Origin of the sequence: Micromonospora sp. WMMC264 (assembly GCF_027497275.1) — a bacterium.
Taxonomy (GTDB): Bacteria; Actinomycetota; Actinomycetes; order Mycobacteriales; family Micromonosporaceae; genus Micromonospora; species Micromonospora chalcea.
The window spans coordinates 2,997,863-3,015,601 of record NZ_CP114907.1; the positions used below are offsets into that span (position 1 = coordinate 2,997,863).

Genomic DNA, 17,739 nt, shown 5'->3' on the forward strand with positions numbered 1-17,739 from the left:
ACCAGTCGAGGTCGGCGGCGGCGCGACGCCGGGCACGGTCGGCGCGCCAGGCCACGTAGTCGCCGTACGTGGCGGGCAGCGGCGGCAGCGGCGGCCCGTCCCCGAGCACGGCCCGGTACGCGGCGGCCAGGCCGGCGTAGAACAGCGACTGCGACCAGCCGTCGAACACGGCGTGGTGGGCGTAGACGGCCAGCACGTGCTCGCCGTCGCCGGTGCGGATCAGCTCGGCCCGCCACAGCGTGTCGGTGCCCAGCGCGAACGGTGTGGCGGCGCTCGCCGCGAGGTGGCCGGCGAGGTCGGTGCCCGGGGCGAGGTCGCGTACCGGCAGCGGCACCGGTGTGGACGGGTCGGCGACCGCGTACGGCACGCCGTCGCGCTCCGGGATGCGCCAGCGCAGGACCTGCTGGCGGTCCGCGACGGCGGTGAGCGCCGTGGCGAGCGCCGCCACGTCGAGCGGGCCGGTGATCCGTTCGGCGAACGCGACGTTGTACGCCGACGCGGCGGCCGGGAAGTAGCGGTCGAGGAACCACAGCCGCTGCTGTGCCGGGGACAGCGCCGGTGGCCGTCCCCGGACGACCGGGGCCGGGCCGGTTCCGGCGGCTGCGTCGGCGCGGGCGGCGATGCCGCGTGGCGTCCGCCCGACCAGCACGTCCTCGATGGCGAGGTCGCGGCCCAGCCGTTCGCGCAGGTCGGCGACCAGCCGCATCGCGGTGATGGAGTGCCCGCCCTGGTGGAAGAAGTCGTCGTCGCGGCCGACCGCGGGCACGTCCAGCAGCGCCGCCCACGCCTGCGCGACGAGGCGTTCGGTGTCGGTGGCGGGCGGCTCGCCGGACGGCACGGGGGCCGGTCCGGCCAGGTCGAGCGCGGCCAGCCGCTCGGTGTCGATCTTGCCGTTGATGGTGATCGGCAGCGCGGGCATGGTGTGCATCCGGGCCGGTACGGCGGCGGGCGGCAGCAGCCGGGCGCAGTAGTCACGCAGCTCGGCGGTGTCCAGGCCGGTCGCCACGTACGCGACGAGTTCCTGACCGCCGGCGCCGGCGCGGACCTGGACGCTGGCCAGGTCGACGTCCGGGTGGCGGCGCAGCACCGCCTCGACCTCGCCCAGTTCGATCCGCTGCCCGCGGATCTTCACCTGCCGGTCGGCCCGGCCGAGGAACTCCAGGCTCCCGTCCGGCAGCCACCGGGCCAGGTCACCGGTGCGGTAGAGCCGCTCCCCGGGCTTTCCGGAGAACGGGTCCGGGAGGAACCGTTCCGCCGTGCGGGCGGCGTCGAAGAGGTATCCGCGGCCGAGCCCGGGCCCACCGGCGAGCACCTCGCCGATCTCCCCCGGGCCGACCTCGCGCAGCTCGTCGTCGACCAGGTGGATGCGGTGGTTGGCGGCGGGCCGGCCGATCGGGATGGGCCGGGTCCAGTCGCCGCTGCCCTCGAACCAGGTCACCAGCACCGTCGCCTCGGTCGGGCCGTACACGCTGACGAAGCGGCGCCCGCCGGCGGTCCAGCGGCCGACCTGTTCCGGGCCGGTGGCCTCGCCGCCGGTGACGACCAGCCGCACGCCGGGCAGCCGGACCGGGTCCAGCAGCGGCAGGATCGGCGGCGGCAGCACCACCACGTCGACCGCCTGCTCGGCACAGATCCGGTAGAGCCGGGTCGGGTCGGCCCGCTCGGCGTCACCGGCGAGCACGACGGTGCCCCCGGCGGCGAGCGGGGCGAGCATGTCGACCACCGACGCGTCGAACCCGATCGAGGCGAACGCCAGGCACCGGGTCGCCGTGTCGAACCCGGAGAACTCCGCGATCGAGGTGACCTTCTCGGTCAGCGCCCGGTGCTCGATCACCGCGCCCTTGGGCTGCCCGGTCGACCCGGACGTGAACATCGCGTACGCGTTGGTGCCGAGCGTCGCCGGTGTCGGCTGCCAGGGCGCGGTGCCGGTGGGGACGTCCAGCACGGTGCGTCCGGTGAACGCCTCGGCGGCGGGCGTACCCACGACGACGCGCAGCCGGGCCTCGGCGGCCAGCTCGCGCAACCGTCCGGGCGGCAGCGCCGGGTCGAGCGGGACGTACCCGGCGCCGGCCGCCTGCACGCCGAGCAGCGCGACCACCAGGTCCGGGCGACGGTCCACGCAGACGCCGACGAGGTCGTCCGCGCCGATGCCGTGGGCGCGCAGCGACGCGGCCAGCGCGGCGGCCCGGCCGACCAGGTCGGCGTAGCTGAGCGTCAGGTCGCCCTGCACCACGGCCGGGGCGCCGGGACGCCGCCGGGCGTGCGCCGCGACCAGGTCGGGCAGGCACACCTGCGGGTAGGGCAGCTCGGGACCGACCTGCTGGTCGCGCTGATCGTCGCGGACGGTCATCGTCGTGCCTCGATCCAGTGCCGGGTCCGCCGGAACGGGTAGCCGGGCAGCGGCACCCGCCGGCCCGGCGGGACGGCCGGCTCGTCACCAGCGCGCCAGGCGCGGACTGCGGCGTCGTCGTCGGAGGCCGGGTCGCCCGCCGCGAGCGCGGTCAGCCGGCGCACCGCCTCCTCCGCGTCGGCGCAGGCGACCGCGTCCCGGTACGCCAGCCGCCGCCGTCCCACCGCGAGCGTGTGCGCCACGTCGGCCACCGCCAGGTCGCCGTCGGCCAGCCGGAGGGCCAGCCGCCGGGCCAGTTCCCGCAGCGCCGCCGGGCTGCCCGCGGACAGTCCCAGCACCACCGGGCCGGGTGCCCCGGCGTCCGGCGCGTCCGTCGCGGGCGCCGGCTCGACCAGCACGTGCGCATTGGTGCCGCCGAGACCGAACGAGCTGACGCCCGCGCGCCGCTCGTTGGCCCACGGCCGAGTCTGCGCGTCCACCTCGGCGCCCGCGGCGGCCAGGTCGACGTCGTCGTGCGCACCGGTGAAGTGCGCGGTACCCGGCACCTGCCCGGTGCGGACCGCGTACACGGCCTTGATCAGGGAAATCACGCCCGCCGCGGCGTCCAGGTTGCCGAGGTTGCCCTTCACCGAGCCGAGCAGCAGCGGAGCGCGGGCGCCCCGGCGTACCCGGGCCAGCGCGTCCACCTCGATCGCGTCGCCGACCGGCGTGCCGGTGCCGTGCCCCTCCAGGTAACCGACGTCGACCGCGTCCCAGCCGACCGACGCCAGCGCCTCCGCCATCACCGCCGCCTGCCCGGACACGCCCGGCACGGTGAAGCCGGGCCGGTCGGCGCCGTCGTTGTTCACCGCCCACCCGGCGAGCACGGCGTACACGTGGTCGCCGTCGGCGCGGGCGTCGGCGAGCCGCTTCAGCACCACCGCCCCGGCGCCGTTGCCGAACACCTGCCCGGTGGCGGCGGCGTCGTACGGGCGGCACACCCCGTCGGTGGCCAGCAGCCCGCCCGGCCGCAGCCGGTAACCGGCCTGCCGCGTCGAGACCACCGCCGCGCCGCCCGCTATCGCCACGTCGCAGCGGTAGTCCAGCAGGCTCTGCCCGGCCTGGCACACCGCGACGAGCGAGGTCGAGCAGGCGGTCTGGACCGCCACGGCCGGGCCGGACAGCCCCAGCGCGAACGCGGTGCGCGTCGGCAGATAGTCGCAGCCGGAGCCGGTCAGCGCGTCGTCCCAGTCCTCGGCGAGCGTGCCAGCCGCCGGGGCCAGCGCGGGGTTGCCGAGCAGGTGGTGGTGCAGGTAGCGGCTGGGCGCGCATCCGGCGAACACGCCGATCTGGGCCGGGTCGCGGTCCGGGTCGATCGCGGCGTCCTCCAGGGCGTGCCAGGCGACCTCCAGGAACAGCCGGTGCTGCGGGTCGAGCAGCGCCGCCGCCGCGGCGGGATAGCCGAACAGGTCCGCGTCGAAGCCCTCCAGGTCGTCGAGCCGGCCGAACGCCGACACCCAGTCCGGTCCGCCCGGCGCGCCCTCCCCGGCCGGGACCCGGCGCACCGAGTCCACCCCGGACAGCAGGTTGCGCCACAGCGCCGGTGCGTCGTCCGCGCCGGGCACCCGGCAGGCCAGGCCCACCACCGCGATCCGGTCGTCCTCGCTCACGCCCGTCCCTCCCCGCCGCCGGCGGCCCGCGCGGCGGCACGGTGGGCCATCCGGCGTCCGACCGCGGTCAGCCGGCCGTCCTCCGGTACGCCCGCGGCGTCCCCGGCCGTCTCCAGGTACGCGGCCAGCGCCGCCACCGTCGGGAACTCCACCAGCCGGGCCAGCGGCACCCGGCGGCCGAGGTGTTCCTCCAGGTACCCCTGCACCAGGGCGAGCTGGAGCGAGTGCCCGCCCGCCTCGAAGAAGTTCACCAGGCGGCCCACAGTGGTCAGTCCGAGCACCGTGCACCAGCCCGCCGCGATGGTCTGCTCGACCGGCCCGGCCGGCGGTCCCCCGGCATCCGGGCGGCCGGCGGCCGGCTGCCCCGCGTGCGGCCCTCCGGCGTCCGGGCGGCCGGCGTCCGGGTCGGGCAGGGCGGCCTGGTCGAGCTTGCCGGTCGGGCCGATCGGCAGCTCCGGCACCGCCACCACCGCCCGGGGCACCATGAAGTCCGGCAGCACACCGGCCAGCCGTTCCCGCAGCGCTCCCGGCTCGACGACCGTACCGGCGGCGCCGACCACGTACGCGACGATCTCCTGCTCGCCCGCGCCGGACGCACCGCGTCGCGCCACCACCGCCGCGTGGGCCACCCCCGGCAGCGCCGCCAGGCACGCCTCGATCTCGCCCAGCTCCACCCGGTAGCCGCGGATCTTCACCATCCGGTCGCCGCGGCCCAGGTAGACGAGCGTGCCGTCGGGCAGCCGCCGCGCGATGTCACCGGTCCGGTACGCGCGCACCCCGTCGTGCTCGGTGAACCGGGCCGCGGTCAGCTCCGGCAGGCCCAGGTAGCCGAGCGCGACGTGCGGGGTCCGCACGACCACCTCGCCGGTGAGGCAGGCGGGGCGTCCGGCCGGGTCGGTCAGCACCACCTCGACGCCCGGCAGCGGGTGCCCGATCGGCACGACTGCCCGCCCCGGGTCGGCGTCCGGCGGCAGGTGGTGCTGCGCGGCGAAGCTGATCTCGGTGGTGCCGTACCCGTTGACGAACACCACGCCCGGCGCGAACGACCGCCGGGCCAGCGTCACGTCGTGCCGGGTGACCTCCTCGCCGCCGAGGACGACCGCACGGACCGACGGCAGCCGCCCGTGCTCGCCGAGGCTCGCCATCACGTACCGGAAGACGGTCGGGGTGGAGTGGTAGACGGTGACGCCCCGGCCGGCGAGCGCACCGGTGAGGTGGCCGAGGCCGTGCGTGCGGACGTCGACCGGGACGGCGGCGGCGCCGGACAGCAGCGCGCCGAACGTGTCGGTGACCGCCATGTCGTAGCCGAACGAGGTGAGCACGCTCGTGCGGTCGTCCGGCCGGACGGCGAAGTTGCGCACGTGGTTGCGGACGCCGAACAGCACGTTGCGGTGGCTCTGCACCACGCCCTTCGGCTTCCCGGTGGACCCGGAGGTGTAGAGCACGTACGCCGGGTCGTCCGGGCGCGCGGGCCCGGCCGGCACCGGCACGCCGGCCTCGCCCCGGCGCAACGACACGACCGGCAACTCCAGCCCGGCGGCGGCCGCGAGCGTGGCGGCGCGCTCTTCGTGGCCGGGGTCCGCGACGATCGCCCGGACGCCTGCGTCGCGCAGCATCGCGGCCAGCCGGGCCGCCGGGTACGCCGGGTCCAGCGGCACGTACGGCGCCCCCGACGCCAGCGCCGCCAGGATGCCGGTGATCGTGGCGACGCCGTGGCGGCACAGCACCGCCACCGGCGCCGTGACGTCACCCGGCCCGGCCAGCGCTTCGGCGGTCGCGGCGACTGCCGCGCCGAGTTCCCGGTAGGTCACCGTCGCGTCGTCGGCGAGCACCGCCGGCCTGTCCGGGTACGCCCGCACCGCCGCGGCGAACGCGGCCGGGATGGTGTCGCCGCGGACCCGATCGGCCTCGGTGCCGTCGCCACCGTGCAGCCGCCACAGGTCCGGCGCCGGACGCCGCTCGTAGCGGGCCGACGGCAGCAACCCCGCCGACGAGGCGTCCGGGTCCAGCGTGGACAGGACGTCGGCCAGGTCGGCGCGGAGGTCGTCGGCGTACGCGGCGGGCAGCCCGGAGACGGTGACGCCGACCAGGTCGGGGCTCACCTCGACGGTGGCGTCGACCGGGTGGTCCGGCGGCGCCGGGCACAGCGACCGGCACAACTCCCGGATCGGCGCGTCGGCGGTCAGGTCGAGCGTCACCGGGTCGTCGCCGTGCCGCAGCGTCACCGCGGGGGCTCCGGTGTACCGGCGTACCACCAGGGCGGTGGCGGTGAGGACGACGGCGGCCGGGTCGACGCCCGCGGCGCGCGCCCCGGCGGCGACCCGCGGCGGCAGGCCGAGCGGCTGCGGAGACGGGCTCACCGCTGGTCCAGGACGGCGGCGACCACGTCGGCGAGCGTGGACACCTCGGCGTCGGCCTCGGCGATCCGGAAGTCGTCGCAGTAGCTGCCGGTGCCGTGCACCACGATCTCGTACCCGGCCGGCACCAGGCCCCGGTCGACGGCGTTGCAGACGCCGGTCAGCGCCATCAGGATCGACCACTCCCGCAGCCGGGCCGGGTCCTCGGGCAGCGTCAGACCGGCGGCGGAGAGCCACTGCCGGGCGACCGGATAGCGCCGCACGCACTCGCGCCGCGACACCACGATGCCGTCGCCGCCGTGCCGTCCGATGAGCGCGTTCATGGCCGGGGAGGTCACCGGGCGATGGGTGTAGAACGTCGGGTCGAGCACCTCGGCCGGGTCGTCGGTGACGGCCGGGAAGCGCAGGTCGGCGTCCTGCGTCCAGACGCCCCGGCTCTCGTCGAGCGTGTACGCCGGGCAGTGGTCCCGCTCGAACGAGCCGTGGCGCAGGCTGAGCACCATGTCCGGCGTGCCGAGGTGCTGCACGAGCAGGAAACCGGGCCGGTCGGCCGGGTCGGCGTCGCCGGCCGCCTCCAGCACGTCGCGGCCCAGGTTGTAGCCGAGCAGGCCGAACGCGCTGGACACGGCGTGCGCGTGCCAGCGGGAACCGGCGGCGGGCGACACGTCGGCTTCGAAGGCGGCCCGGGCGGCGTCGGCGACCAGGTAGTTACGCAGGTCGAGCGTGTACCAGAGGGTGACGCCGCGCTTGTCGTACGCGGTGGCCGCGTACTCGTCGACGAACGCGCGGCCGAGCGCCTTTACGCCCTCCGGGTCCGCGCCGGTGTACCGCAGCAGCGGGTTCACCGCACGGGTCGCGGGATCGTCGGCGAGCGCGTCGTGGCGGAACTTGTGCCGGGTCGCCGCCGGCGCCAGCACCACGATGGACAGCTGCTCCGGGGTCACCAGCCCGGCCGCGTACGCGCGGGCCACCGAGTCGCGCAGCGCGACGCCCTTGTTGCCGGAGGTCGGGGTGACGATGCACAGCCGCTCGCCGGTACGCCGGATGTGCTCCACCGCGCGGGCGACGATCACCATCGAGGCGAACGTCTTCGTGGTCCGGGTGCCCGGGTTGGCGGTCAGGTCGAGCATCGTCAGGTCGTGCCCGCCGTAGTGGCCCAGCGGGGACCAGCTGACCGTGGCGGCGGCGTAGAACTCGCGTACCTGCGGGGTCAGCTCGGGCAGGTCGAAGCCGGGCGCGAAGCCGGGCGTGCCGGGCGCGTCGCCGGGGACCGCGCCGCACTTGCGCACCGCCGACGCGACGACGTCGTAGTAGTCGGTGATCATGTTGCGGGTGGCCGGGGTGGTCACGGTCATCGGGCTTCCTCCAACACACTCCGGGCCGGCGCCGGCGGCACCGTTCGCAGATGGTCACGCAGGGCGGTGAACCGGCAGGCGATCTCGGGCAGCTCGCTCGCGTGCCAGCCGCCGGCCAGGTCCGGCCGGTACGCCGCCAGCGCCACCCGGGCGCGCTCCGGGTAGCGGACGTGGCCGCCGCCGACCTCGACGCCGTCGCGGCGCCCGGCGGCGGTGTTCCAGGCGACCGCCTGCGCCATCGGCAGCTCGGCCGGCAGCCGCAGCTCGGTCCGGCCGCCGGTGAGCCGGACCGGATAGCCGCCCGGCAGTCCCAGTGGCCCGGGCAGGCTCGCCGTCACCTCGTCGCCGGTGGCGAGCGCCGCCACCAGGGCGGCCCCGGCGTGCCCGGCGAGCGCGTTCAGCTCCGGCCGGGGCAGCGCGCGGTAGCCGGCGAGCAGCCCGGTGACGTCCGGGACGGGCCGGCCGTCCAGCCAGGCGCGTACCTCGGCGGTGTCCTCGTCGTCCGGGCCGGGCGCGGCGAGGTGGGCGTGGTGGCCGAGCACCGCCAGGCGGCGCTGGCCGGGACGGCCGAGCGCGGCGTCCAGGCACGCGGCGAGCGTCGCCACGTTGCCGATGCCGCAGCGCACCGGCAGGTCCCGTGCGGCGAGCAGCGGGTTGACCGCGTCCGGGAACGCGCCGTTGACGAGCGTCGCGCCGGGCGCGCCGCCGGCCAGCGCGGCGGCCAGCCGGGACACCAGCTCGGCCTGCAATGCCAGCGTCACGCCGAAGCCGGCCGCGGCGATCAGGTCCGTCCAGGCCGACGGCGCCGCCGCCCGCTCGTACGGCGACTGCGCGGACGCGGCGCAGACCAGCACGTCGGGCCGGAGCCGGGCCATCGAGGCGGCGTCGGCGGCGTACCCCTCCCCCGGATCGGCGCCGGGTTCGGCGGTGAACGGCCGGGCGGTGACGGCGACGAGGGTTCCGGCGCCTGTGGCGCGCACCCGCGCGGCGCGGGCGAGCGCGAGCGCCGCGTCCGGGTCGCGCGCCAGGACCGTCACGCGCAGCGGCGCCGGGGTGGGCGTCGCGGCCAGGGCGTGGCACAGCGAGCGGGCCAGCCGGCCGGCGCCCACCACGACGACGTGCCGCGCGTCAGCGGACCGGGCTGACATCGCGTCCCGCCTCCGTGACCCGGTCGACCCAGTCGGCGAACGACCCGGCGCGCAGGCAGCTCGCCGGAGACACCTCCAGCCCGGCCATCTCCCGTACCCGCAGCGCAATCCGCAGCGCGGTCAGCGAGTGCCCGCCGAGCGCGACGAACGTGTCGTCGTCGTGCACCGCGTCGACGCCGAGCGTGGCCCGCCACGCCTCGCGCAGCCGGTCGGTGAGGGCGCCGCCGCCGGGTTCCGCAGCAGGCCCGGTGGGCCGGGGCGGTGGTGGTGGCAGCTCCAGCCGCGCGACCTTGCCGTTGGGCAGGCGGGGCAGCCGGTCGAGCAGGACGATCTGGTCCGGGCGCATCGCGGGCGGCAGCGCCGAGGCCAGGTAGCCCTGGAGCAGCCCGGTGGTCAGCAGGTGGTCGGCGGGCTCGTCCCGGGGCGTCGCCGCGGGCGGCGGGTCCTGCGGCCGTACGGCGTAGACGTAGCTGACGTCGGCGTCCGCGCCGACGTTCCAGTCGCCGATGTCGTTGACCTCGAACCCGGCAGCGCACAGCAGCTCGCGCACCAGCGGGGTGGTCACGCTGCTGCGCTCGACCTCCAGGCAGACCTGGCGGATGCGGGGCCAGTGCTCGGGGCGCAGCCCGCGCAGCACGCTCAGCTCGGCGCCCTCGGTGTTGATCTTCAGCAGGTCGACGCGGTCCAGCCCGAAGCGGTCCAGCAGGTCCGACAGCGTCACCGTCGGCACCACGTGCGCCACCGGGGCGAGGCGGCGGCGGGCGTCAGCGAGCAGCGCCGCCTGTTCGGTCTCGTCGGCGTCGCCGCCACCGTTGCGGTAGTGCGACCGGACCAGGTCGGAGGCGACGCCGGCCCGGTCGGCGCCGAGGCCGGACAGGTAGCTCAGCTCGGGGAACGAGGTCAGCTCGGCGGTGCCCGCCGCGTCGGTCACGGCGGCCTCGACGACCGACGCCGACCCGGCGTAGAGGCCGAGGTTGGCGCGCAGGTACGGCAGGGTGTCCGGGTTCGGTTCGACCGCCACCAGTCGCACGTCGCGCGCCTGCCGGGACGCCCAGAGCGAGAACAGCCCGATGTTGGCGCCGACGTCGACGACCACGGCGCCGTCGCCGACGCGGACGCCGAAGCGGGCGTACTCGGCCTGGTCGAAGATCTGCCGGTAGAGGAAGACCGCCTCGTCCGGCGACGCCGCGGTGACCGCCATGCCGTTCGGCAGCGGGAAGCGCGGCAGCCCGCCGACCGCCGGGGCCTGCCGGGGCTGCGGCACCACGTACCCCACCAGGCGGGGGCCGTCGTCGGTGTCCGGGACCGTCACCACCACCGCGTCGTGCACGGCCGGATGCTCGCGCAGCACGGCGGCCACCTCGCCCGGCTCCACCCGGACCCCCCGGATCTTGACCTGGTCGTCGGCCCGGCCGCGGAACTCCAGGAAGCCCTGCGGCGCGATCCGCACCAGGTCGCCGGTGCGGTAGAGCCGCGCGCCCGGCCGCGCCGGGTCGGCGCGGAAACGTTCCGCCGTCCGCTCGTCGTCGCGCAGGTAGCCCAGCCCGACCGCGACCCCGCCGATCCACAGCTCGCCGGTCCCGCCCTCGGGCACCGGGCGCAGGTCGTCGCCGAGCACGTGGGCGGTGACGCCGTCGATGATCCGGCCGATCGGGGCGATGCTGCCCGCGTACGGCTCGGCGCAGTCCCAGTAGGACACGTTGATCGACGTCTCGCTCGGGCCGTACCCGTTGAACAGCCCGCACGGCAGCACCTCGCGCAACCGCCGGACCAGCCGCATGTCCAGCGCCTCGCCGCCGCACAGCACCCGCCGCAGCGTGAGGCAGCCGGCGAACTCCGGCTCGTCGAGCACGTGCCGCAACATGGTCGGTACGAAGTGCGCGGTGGTGACCGCCTCCCGCTGGATCAGCCGGACCAACCCGAGGCTGTCGAACTGCAGGCCCGGCCCGGCGACGACCACGGCGCCGCCCGCGATCAGCGGGGAGAGGATCTCGTGCACCGACGCGTCGAATCCGATCGACGCCTTGTGCAGCACCCGGTCGTCGGCGCCGAAGCCGAACCACTCGTGACCCCAGGCCAGCCGGTTGACCAGCCCGGCGTGGTGCAGCACCACGCCCTTCGGCCGGCCGGTGGAGCCGGAGGTGAACAGCACCAGCGCGGCGTGCTCGCCCGGCGGCAGCCAGCCGGTGCGATCGGTCAGGTCGGCCGTCGACCCGGCCCGCGCGGTACGCACGTCCCGCCACCCGGTCGACGCGGGCGCGGCGACGGCGGGCGGACGGTCGGCGTACAGGACGAGCCGGGGCGCGGCCGCCGCGAGCATCTGCTCGGCCCGGCCGGAGGGCAGCTCGGGGTCGACCGGCACCGCCACCGCGCCCACCGCGAGCGTCGCCAGCAGCGACGTCACATAGTCGGCGGACCGGTGCAGGTAGAGACCCACCAGGTCACCCGGCCGCACGCGGGCGCGGCGCAGCAGCTCGGCCGTCGCGCCGGCCCGCTCCCACAGCGCGGTGTAGCTCAGCTCGCCGTCCGGGCCGACGATCGCGGGCCGGTCGCCGCCGGCGCCGGCGGGCCGGTGCACCAGGTCGGTCAGGTAGCGCGGGCCGGTCAGGTGGCTCGGGCCGGTCACGGCGCTACCTGCGTCCTCGTCGCGACCGCGACGATCGCCATCCGAGGCACCTCGGCTACGAACTGCCCGTCGGCCCGGTAGACCAGCGGACGGGCCGGCACGTCGTCGCGGCCGATCCCGGCCAGGTAGCGGGTGTGGTCGAAGTGGCGGGTCAGCAGCTGCCACACCTCGTCGTCGGTGAGCGTCGCGAAGTAGTCGCGCACGCCGTACATGTCGCCGACGTAGTCGCGCATGCCCGCGGACGCCGACTCGGCGCTGTCGGCGCGCACGATCAGCGGGTCGTACAGGTCGAGGACGCGTACCGGCAGCCCGGCCGCGGTGAACAGGCCGGTCAGCTCGGCGCGGCTGAAGTGCCGGTAGTCGTGGCCGCCGGCGGCGTGCGGGTGCACCACTTCGCCGAAGAACCCGGCCATCGGGCTGGACTCGTCGAAGTCGTGCAGCACGATCCGGCCGCCGGGTCGGACCACCCGGGCCGCCTCCGCCACCGCCTGCGGCCGCCGGGCCGCCGGGATGTGGTGCGTGCCGTACGCCAGCAGCACCGCGTCCACGCCGGCGTCGCGCAGGAACAGGAAGTGCGCGGCCTGGCGGACGGCGGGCAGGCCGTGGGCGAGCGCCTTGTCGACCATGTGGCCGGACAGGTCGCCGGTGATGAATGCGAGTTTGGACTCGAAGCAGGCCGACTGGCTGCCCGCGGCGCGGGCCACCGTGCCGTCGCCGCCGAGCACGTCGAGGATCAGCGTGACCGGAGCGGCTGCGTCCGGCGTGGCGAGGTCCAGCAGCCGCCGCATACCGGTCCAGCGGACGAGCGTGTCCCGCTGAGCCCGGCGATAGGAATCGCCCCGGCCGGTGGAGTCGGTGTCGAACTCGCTGACCGTGCCGGCCAGTTCCGCGAGGGCCGCGTCCGCGCCGGGACGGCCGAAGTCGAGCAGCTCGCGCAGTTGCGGGTGGAGGGTCGCCACGGTGTGCAGGTAATCGCGTAGGACCAGGGACGGAAGGTACGGCCGGCTCATGAACACCTCGGCGCACGCGACAGTATGCCGCCTCGTCAGCGACGTCCCTTCGGCGAACGGATGGCGAACTTTAACACCGCTTCTCGGCCACTCACCAGGTCGAATACCGGACATTGTGGAAGGTCCGGCGCGGGTACGAGTCCTTACCTGCTCTTTGTCGCTTATTCCGCCACAGGGGTGTGACTGACGACGATGTGTCGCATTAGGTCGATGATTTCCGGCAGATGGTCGGTAAGGAAGAAATGCCCGCCGGGAAAGACGTGCCATCGCGGCTCGGTGACACATTCCCGGGCCCACCCCGCGGCCCGTTCCGGGTCCACGTGCTCGTCCCCGTCGCCGAGCAGCACGTGCACCGGCACCTCCAGCGGCGGCCCCTGGCGATAGGCGTACCGCTCGGACAGCGCAAAGTCGGCCCGCACCCCGGGCAGGATCAGCTCCATCAGGTCGCGGTCGGCCAGCAGCGCGGCCGGCGTGGCCCCGAAGTCGCGCAGCGCGTCGACGAGACCGGCGTCGTCCAGGTCGTGGACGCGCCGCCGTACCAGCCGGGTCCCCGGCGCCTCCGCGCCGCCGACCAGCAACGCCAGCGGTGCGGGCGCGCCCCGGCGGCGCAGCTCCCGGGTCACCTCGAACGCCACCAGCGCCCCCAGGCTGTGGCCGAACAGCAGGAACGGCCCGGACGCCCGCTCGGCGACGGCCGTCGCCAGCGCGTCCACCAGTTCCGCGAGGTCGTCCACCGGTGGCTCGTGCAGCCGGGCGCCCCGGCCCGGCATTAGCGCGACCTGCACCGACAGCTCCGGCGCGGCCAGTTCCCGCCACTGCGCGAAGGAGGCGGCGACGCCGCCGGCGTACGGGAAGACGAACACCTGGGCGTCGCCGGTCGAGGATCCGGCCGGCCCGAACCAGCGGCTCGCAGTCACCTGGGACATGGCCAGGAGCATAGGGCGCACGGCGCGGCGGACCGCCGCGCGGACGCCGGTCCGGCACGCCCGCGCCGGGCACCGGCCGGTGCTACGGTGGACCGGAGTGATCCAGTGGCGATCAGGCAGGCAGGGAGACCAGACATGGCGGGTGACGACGACATCTCCGGGTGAGACCGGACATGTGACCCACCACAGGCAGGCGCCGTGGTCGTGTCGTCGTACCCCGAGACCGTGTCCCCCGCCGGGCGGCTGAGGTCCGCCCGCCCTCATCTTCGAGGTCGTCTTCCTGATGTCCGATTCCTTCGTCGTCTGCTCGAACCTGACCTTCTCCTGGCCCGACGACACCCCGGTCTTCCAGAACCTCTCCTTCACCCTCGGCGCGGGCCGGACCGGCCTGGTCGCGCCGAACGGCGCCGGCAAGAGCACGCTGCTCAAGCTGATCGCCGGTGAGCTGCGGCCCGCCGCCGGGTCGGTCACGGTGCACGGTGTGCCGGGCTACCTCCCGCAGAGCCTGCCGCTGTCCGGCGACCTGACCGTGGCGCAGGTGCTGGAGATCGCCCCGCTGATCGCGGCGCTGCACGCCATCGAGTCCGGCGACGCCGACGAGCGGCACTTCACCACCATCGGCAACGACTGGGACATCGAGGAGCGCACCCGCGCCCAGCTGGACCGGCTCGACCTCGGCGACCTCGCGCTCGACCGGCGGCTGGACACCCTCAGCGGCGGGCAGGTCGTCTCGCTCGGCCTGGCGGCGCAACTGCTCAAACAGCCCGACGTGCTGCTGCTCGACGAGCCCACTAACAACCTCGACCTCGACGCCCGGCACCGGCTCTACGACGTGCTGGAGCAGTGGACCGGCTGCCTGCTGCTGGTCAGTCACGACCGGGCGCTGCTGGACCGGATGGACCGCATCGCCGAGCTTGACCGCGGCGAGGTGCGGTTCCACGGCGGGAACTTCACCGCGTACGAGGAGGCGGCGCGCGCCGCGCGGGAGGTGGCGGAGAAGAACATCCGCAACGCCGAGCAGGACCTCAAGCGGGAGAAGCGGGAGTTGCAGGAGGCCCGCGAGCGGGCGGCCCGCCGGGCCGGCAACGCCGCCCGCAACCTCAAGAACGCGGGGCTGCCGAGGATCGTCGCCGGTGGCATGAAACGGGACGCGCAGGTGGCCGCCGGCAAGGCGAACGAGATGCACTCCGGGCGGGTGGACGACGCCCGGGCCCGGCTCGACGAGGCCGAGCGGGCGCTGCGCAACGAGCAGAGGATCTCGGTGGAGCTGCCCGCCACCGAGGTGCCGGCCGGCCGCACGCTGCTCACCGCCGAAGGAGCGCAGATCCGGTACGGCGACCGGCAGCTGTTCGCCACCGGTGGCGTCGACCTGACGATCCGGGGACCGGAGCGGATCGCCGTGCTCGGCGGCAACGGCGCGGGCAAGTCCACGCTGCTGCGCCTGATCAACGGCGACCTGGAACCCGAGCAGGGCCGGATCACCCGGGCCGACGGCCGCATCGCGTACCTGTCGCAGCGCCTCGACCTGCTGGACTCCGACCGTACGGTGGCGGAGAACCTGGCCGCGTTCGCGCCGCAGGCCCCGGACGCGCAGCGGATGAACCTGCTGGCCCGCTTCCTGTTCCGCGGCCCGCGGGCGCACCTGCCGGCCGGGGTGCTCTCCGGCGGCGAGCGGCTGCGGGCGACGCTGGCCTGCGTCCTGGGCGCCGAGCCGGCCCCGCATCTCCTGCTGCTCGACGAGCCGACGAACAACCTCGACCTGCTCAGCGTCGCGCAGTTGGAGAGCGCGCTGAACGCGTACCGGGGGGCGCTGCTCGTGGTCAGCCACGACGAGCGGTTCCTCGCCGCGATCGGGGTGGAGCGCTGGCTGCGGCTCGCCGACGGGCGCCTGACGCAGACCGGTCCCCCGGACGCCGCCTGACCGGGCGCGGCGGCTGTCAGGCGGGCGGGAGGCGGACGACGAACCGGCAGCCGCCGGTGACGTTGTGCGCGTGCACCCGCCCGCCGTGCGCCTCGACCAGGCCGCGCACGATCGCCAGGCCCAGCCCGCCACCGGCCGGCGCCGGCTGGTCCGCGCCGGCCGGTGTGCGGGCCCGGGTCCCCCGGAACGCCACGTCGAACACCCGGGGCAGGTCCGCCTCGGGGATGCCGCCGCAGGTGTCGGAGACGGCGAACCACACGTCGCCCTCGTCGTGGCCGGTGTCGACGCGCACCGTGCCGTCCGGCGGCGTGTACCGCACCGAGTTGACGAGCAGGTTCGTGACGACGCGGGCGAGTTCGGCCTCGCCGGCCCGGACCGTGGGCCAGCCGGTCTCCGGGGCGAGCACATGCACCCCCCGGTCGGCGGCCAGCGGCGCGGTGGCGGCGATCGCGTCGGAGACGACGTCGCCGAGCGGCACCGGGGACAGCGCGGGCCGCAGCGCGCCCGCGTTGATCCGGGACAGCTCGAACAGGTCGTCGACCAGGCGCGTCATCCGGTCGGTCTCGACCCGGACCCGGTGGTGATACTCGGCCACCGTCGCCGGATCGTCCACCACCCGGTCCTCCAGCGCCTCCGCCATCGCCCGCAGACCGGCCAGCGGTGTCCGCAGGTCGTGGGAGACCCAGGCGACCAGTTCGCGGCGGCCGGCCTCCAACTGCCGTTCCCGCTGCCGGGCCTGGTCGGCCCAGACCGCCGCCCGCGCCAGCCGGCGGGCGAACGCCACACCGACGGCCAGGCTGACCGCCGCGGACGCCGCGACCGTCACGAGAACCACCTGCAGGTCGTGCGCGGACAGGAACATGGCCTGCGCGACAGCGGTGACGCCCGCCGTCACCGAGGCGATCGTGACCGCGAGCAGCACCGCGATGTGCGCGAGGATCGACCGGCGGCGCACCAGCCGCAGCGCGCCCACGCCGAGCGCGCCGACGACCGCGCCGGCCAGCAGGGCGTAGGACCCGATGACCAGCAGCTCGCTCACCGGGACTCCAGCGGCTCGTAGCGGTAGCCGACGCCCCACACGGTGACGATGCGGCACGGCTGCGCCGGGCGGTCCTCGATCTTCTCCCGCAGCCGCCGGACGTGGACGGTGACGGTCGACTGGTCGCCGAAGCGCCAGCCCCACACCCGGTCCAGCAGTTCGGCCCGGGACCACGCGCGACCCGGGTTCGCCAGCAGGAACGCGAGCAGGTCGAACTCCCGCACGGTCAGCGCCAGCGGCTCCCCGCCTCGCTCGGCGACCCGCCGGCCGGCGTCGACGGTCAGGTCGCCGTCGCGCAGCACCCCGGCCGGTCCCCGGTCGTCGCGGGCCGTGCGCCGCAGCACCGACCGGATGCGCAGCACCAGTTCCCGGGGGGAGAACGGCTTCGTCACGTAGTCGTCCGCGCCGACCTCCAGCCCGGCGACCCGGTCGGCCTCGTCGCCGAGCGCGGTGAGCATGACGACGGGCAGCCCCGGCAGCCTCCGCCGCAGCCGCCGGCACACCTCGATGCCGTCGAGGCCCGGCATCATCAGGTCGAGGACCACCAGGTCGGGCGGCTGCTCCCCGGCCGCGACGAGCGCGTCCGCCCCGTCGAAGGACAGCCGGACCCGGTAGCCGTCCTGTTCGAGATAGCGGCGGACGACGTCGCTGACCGTCCGGTCGTCGTCGACGACGAGCACGTAGCGCTCCATGGGCCCGACGCTACCCATCGGCGTCCCGGCGCGGCGGCCCGCGGTCGGGCCGTAAGCGGACGGAAAGATCCTCCGGCCGGGAACGGCCCTACGGTTCACGGCATGGGCAGAAGACGTGTGGTGTTGTCGGTGCTCGCCGTCGTGGTGGTCGCCGGTCTCGGGGTGAGCCTGTACCTGTTCCAGCCGTGGCGGCTGGTGACCGACCGCGAGGTGCGCGAGGCGCTGCCGTCGGTGACGGAGCCGCCGACGGCCGGCACGAGCGGCCCGCCGGCCACCGGCGGGCCGCCCGCCGACGTGGTCCTGGCCGCCGGTGACTTCGTCACCCACGAGCACGACACGTCCGGCCGGGCGCAGCTGGTCCGGCTCGCCGACGGCCGCCGTCAGTTGCTGCTGCGCGGCCTGAACACCTCCGACGGCCCCGACCTGCGGGTCTGGCTCACCGACCGGAAGGTGCAGCAGGGCCGCGCGGGCTGGCAGGTGTTCGACGACGGCCGCTGGGTGGAACTGGGCCGCCTCAAGGGCAACATCGGCGACCAGGCGTACGACATCCCGGCGTCGGTGGACCTGGACGGGCTGCGCAGCGTGTCGATCTGGTGCAAGCGGTTCGCGGTGTCGTTCGGCGCGGCCCCGCTGGCCGTGGCGGGGACGGGATCGGCGCCGGCCTGA

Annotated in this window: 12 protein-coding genes (1 of these 12 running past the window's edge); 2 read left to right on the top strand and 10 right to left on the bottom strand. The window is 75.7% G+C overall.

Going from position 1 to position 17,739, the window contains the following annotated elements; all coding sequences use genetic code 11:
• From O7542_RS12915 to O7542_RS12950, 8 genes are all read right to left on the bottom strand, one after another.
• On the bottom strand, positions 1–2,350 hold the 5' portion of the coding sequence (locus tag O7542_RS12915) for a non-ribosomal peptide synthetase (RefSeq protein ID WP_210887486.1). 1,160 nt of this gene lie to the left of the window's left edge; 2,350 of the gene's 3,510 nt are visible here — the first part of the coding sequence; the start codon lies at positions 2,348–2,350; the stop codon falls past the left edge of the window.
• Complete coding sequence (locus O7542_RS12920) at positions 2,347–3,999, bottom strand: polyketide synthase (RefSeq protein WP_281606290.1); 1,653 nt, start codon at positions 3,997–3,999, stop codon at positions 2,347–2,349. The genes O7542_RS12915 and O7542_RS12920 overlap by 4 nt, the downstream gene beginning before the upstream one ends.
• Positions 3,996–6,359 (bottom strand): non-ribosomal peptide synthetase, encoded by a 2,364-nt coding sequence (locus tag O7542_RS12925; protein ID WP_281606291.1) that lies wholly within the window; start codon positions 6,357–6,359, stop codon positions 3,996–3,998. Before O7542_RS12925 ends, O7542_RS12920 begins: the two co-directional genes overlap by 4 nt.
• Positions 6,356–7,711, bottom strand: coding sequence for a DUF6002 family protein (locus tag O7542_RS12930; protein ID WP_281606292.1), 1,356 nt, complete (start codon positions 7,709–7,711; stop codon positions 6,356–6,358). The genes O7542_RS12925 and O7542_RS12930 overlap by 4 nt, the downstream gene beginning before the upstream one ends.
• Positions 7,708–8,859 (bottom strand): potassium transporter TrkA, encoded by a 1,152-nt coding sequence (locus O7542_RS12935; protein ID WP_281606293.1) that lies wholly within the window; start codon positions 8,857–8,859, stop codon positions 7,708–7,710. The genes O7542_RS12930 and O7542_RS12935 overlap by 4 nt, the downstream gene beginning before the upstream one ends.
• The gene (locus O7542_RS12940) at positions 8,840–11,485 is read right to left on the bottom strand and encodes an amino acid adenylation domain-containing protein (RefSeq protein WP_281606294.1); all 2,646 of its coding nucleotides are present in this window, start codon (positions 11,483–11,485) and stop codon (positions 8,840–8,842) included. Before O7542_RS12940 ends, O7542_RS12935 begins: the two co-directional genes overlap by 20 nt.
• Positions 11,482–12,495, bottom strand: coding sequence for a class I SAM-dependent methyltransferase (locus O7542_RS12945; RefSeq protein ID WP_104115000.1), 1,014 nt, complete (start codon positions 12,493–12,495; stop codon positions 11,482–11,484). The genes O7542_RS12940 and O7542_RS12945 overlap by 4 nt, the downstream gene beginning before the upstream one ends.
• 161 nt (positions 12,496–12,656) lie before the next feature.
• Complete coding sequence (locus tag O7542_RS12950) at positions 12,657–13,421, bottom strand: alpha/beta fold hydrolase (protein ID WP_281606295.1); 765 nt, start codon at positions 13,419–13,421, stop codon at positions 12,657–12,659.
• A gap of 283 nt (positions 13,422–13,704) precedes the next feature.
• Between O7542_RS12950 and abc-f the strand changes: the two genes are divergently transcribed.
• The gene (abc-f, locus tag O7542_RS12955) at positions 13,705–15,342 is read left to right on the top strand and encodes a ribosomal protection-like ABC-F family protein (protein ID WP_281606296.1); all 1,638 of its coding nucleotides are present in this window, start codon (positions 13,705–13,707) and stop codon (positions 15,340–15,342) included.
• A 16-nt stretch (positions 15,343–15,358) separates the two neighbouring features.
• On the opposite strand, the gene O7542_RS12960 is transcribed toward abc-f, so the two are convergent.
• Together O7542_RS12960 and O7542_RS12965 are read right to left on the bottom strand one after the other, a co-directional pair.
• The gene (locus tag O7542_RS12960; RefSeq protein WP_281606297.1) at positions 15,359–16,381 is read right to left on the bottom strand and encodes a HAMP domain-containing sensor histidine kinase; all 1,023 of its coding nucleotides are present in this window, start codon (positions 16,379–16,381) and stop codon (positions 15,359–15,361) included.
• Positions 16,378–17,073 carry a response regulator transcription factor gene (locus tag O7542_RS12965; protein WP_064446288.1) on the bottom strand — a complete coding sequence of 232 codons (696 nt, stop codon included), beginning with the start codon at positions 17,071–17,073 and terminating at the stop codon, positions 16,378–16,380. Before O7542_RS12965 ends, O7542_RS12960 begins: the two co-directional genes overlap by 4 nt.
• 102 nt (positions 17,074–17,175) lie before the next feature.
• Between O7542_RS12965 and O7542_RS12970 the strand changes: the two genes are divergently transcribed.
• Positions 17,176–17,739, top strand: coding sequence for a DM13 domain-containing protein (locus tag O7542_RS12970; protein ID WP_209961484.1), 564 nt, complete (start codon positions 17,176–17,178; stop codon positions 17,737–17,739).

Coding starts and splice junctions, on each gene's coding strand:
- O7542_RS12970 (WP_209961484.1), top strand. CDS start 17,176: ATGGGCAGAAGACGTGTGGTGTTGTCGGTGCTCGCCGTCGTGGTGGTC.
- O7542_RS12935 (WP_281606293.1), bottom strand. CDS start 8,859: ATGTCAGCCCGGTCCGCTGACGCGCGGCACGTCGTCGTGGTGGGCGCC.
- abc-f (WP_281606296.1), top strand. CDS start 13,705: ATGTCCGATTCCTTCGTCGTCTGCTCGAACCTGACCTTCTCCTGGCCC.
- O7542_RS12930 (WP_281606292.1), bottom strand. CDS start 7,711: ATGACCGTGACCACCCCGGCCACCCGCAACATGATCACCGACTACTAC.
- O7542_RS12965 (WP_064446288.1), bottom strand. CDS start 17,073: ATGGAGCGCTACGTGCTCGTCGTCGACGACGACCGGACGGTCAGCGAC.
- O7542_RS12945 (WP_104115000.1), bottom strand. CDS start 12,495: ATGAGCCGGCCGTACCTTCCGTCCCTGGTCCTACGCGATTACCTGCAC.
- O7542_RS12950 (WP_281606295.1), bottom strand. CDS start 13,421: ATGTCCCAGGTGACTGCGAGCCGCTGGTTCGGGCCGGCCGGATCCTCG.